1 protein-coding gene is annotated in these 277 nt (G+C 45.8%); it reads right to left on the bottom strand.

Annotation, left to right across the window (positions count from 1 at the left end; all coding sequences use genetic code 11):
• Window positions 1-79: 79 nt before the first annotated feature.
• The coding region (locus KJS52_RS27115; RefSeq protein WP_213520732.1) for a zinc ribbon domain-containing protein at window positions 80-277 on the bottom strand (198 nt) is incomplete at its 5' end.

Raw genomic sequence — 277 nt, 5'->3', positions numbered from 1 at the left:
ACGAGATTCTTGGGTAGTCTCTTCTAACGAAGAGAAATTCACCAAGCTAACCCTGTCGTTCCGACAGTTCGTGTAAGAATTACACAGCAAGAAGTCTTTTGCCTTCGGCAAGAATGTTCAGACTTGCGTTAAAGTCTCGGTCGTGATGCACTCCACATTCCGGGCAGTCCCATTCACGCAACTTCAAGTTTTTTACATCTTTGTGCTTATAGCCACAGCAGGAGCATAATTGCGAAGATGCGAATGTTGGGCCTACAGCCACTACTATACGGCCATA

Source organism: Paenibacillus montaniterrae, from assembly GCF_018403185.1.
Classification (GTDB): domain Bacteria; phylum Bacillota; class Bacilli; order Paenibacillales; family Paenibacillaceae; genus Pristimantibacillus; species Pristimantibacillus montaniterrae.
This window is presented reverse-complemented; position numbering and strand designations above follow the sequence as displayed.